A 1088-nucleotide genomic window follows, 5' to 3' on the forward strand; every position below is an offset into this window, starting at 1 on the left:
CTCAACGCGAAATCGCGTTATCTTTGGGGGAACCGCCAGCGTCGCGCGGCTATCCGCCTTCGGTATTCAGTGTGTTACCGCAGCTGTTAGAGCGAGCGGGTAACAGTGAAAACCCTCATGGCAGCTTAACGGCGATTTACACTGTACTGGCGGAAGGCGACGATCAGCAAGACCCAGTCGTGGACTCTGCTCGTGCCATTTTGGATGGACACGTTGTGTTGTCGCGCCAGCTGGCGGAACAAGGGCATTATCCGGCGATTGATATCAATGCTTCTATCAGCCGTTGTATGAGCACTTGTACGCAACCTGCTCATTCCACCATCGCAAACAACTTCCGCCAAATGTACTCCAATTACCTTCAGGTGAAAGAGTTACTGCCGCTTGGTGGCTATCAACCGGGTCAGGACCCTGAGTTGGATCAGTCTGTGTCGATGTATCCGCATTTGCGTTCGTACTTACAGCAATCAGCGAACGAGGCGGTGGATTACACCACAAGTTTGACTGAGCTGGCTCAAATGTTCCAAGGCGCACAGTAGAGAGCAAATGCAGCGATGAAAGCCAAACTTAAAGCGGTCGGCAAACTGCAACAAAGGGAAGAAAAGCAGCGTGATAGGGTCGGGCAACAGCTCGACGCTATGCGTCAGCGTCACAATCATCTTTCAACGCAGTTGCAACAACTTTCAGCTCTCAAAGGGCACGCTGGTCAATCGGCGTTGTCCTCTCCGTCTTTGAATAGCGCGGCGTTGATGAACTTCAACCGCGTTGATCAGATGCTGCAAAGAATGCTTCGTCACCACGAGCAAGAACAAGCGATGATGCAAGCCCAATGCGCATCAGTACAAAAAACGTTAGAACACAAACACGCTCGCGTTCAAGGGTTGGAAAAGGTATTAGAGAGATGGCGTACCAAGCAAAATTATGAGAAAGCCAAAAAAGAGCAAAAGCTGATTGAAGACATCATAAACTCTCGCGTGAAACGCAAAACGTTGTAAGCGTTTTGCGTTTATTTTTATCTAGTAAAGAGAAACGTTACGTCGTCTTTCTGCGTCGCAGCCAACCCAATAATCCTCCAAAGAGCAACAACCCTG

At 49.6% G+C, this 1088-nt stretch carries 1 protein-coding gene and 1 pseudogene; both read left to right on the forward strand.

Annotated features, from left to right (window positions below; all coding sequences use genetic code 11):
* Positions 1-536: pseudogene (fliI, locus tag R7Q47_RS26135) on the forward strand (flagellum-specific ATP synthase FliI); the annotation flags it as partial.
* Between the two features lie 15 nt (positions 537-551).
* Complete coding sequence (gene fliJ / locus R7Q47_RS26140; RefSeq protein WP_318090248.1) at positions 552-992, forward strand: flagellar export protein FliJ; 441 nt, start codon at positions 552-554, stop codon at positions 990-992.
* The last annotated feature ends 96 nt before the right edge of the window (positions 993-1088 follow it).

The sequence above is a fragment of the Vibrio sp. Vb0349 genome (assembly GCF_033338975.1).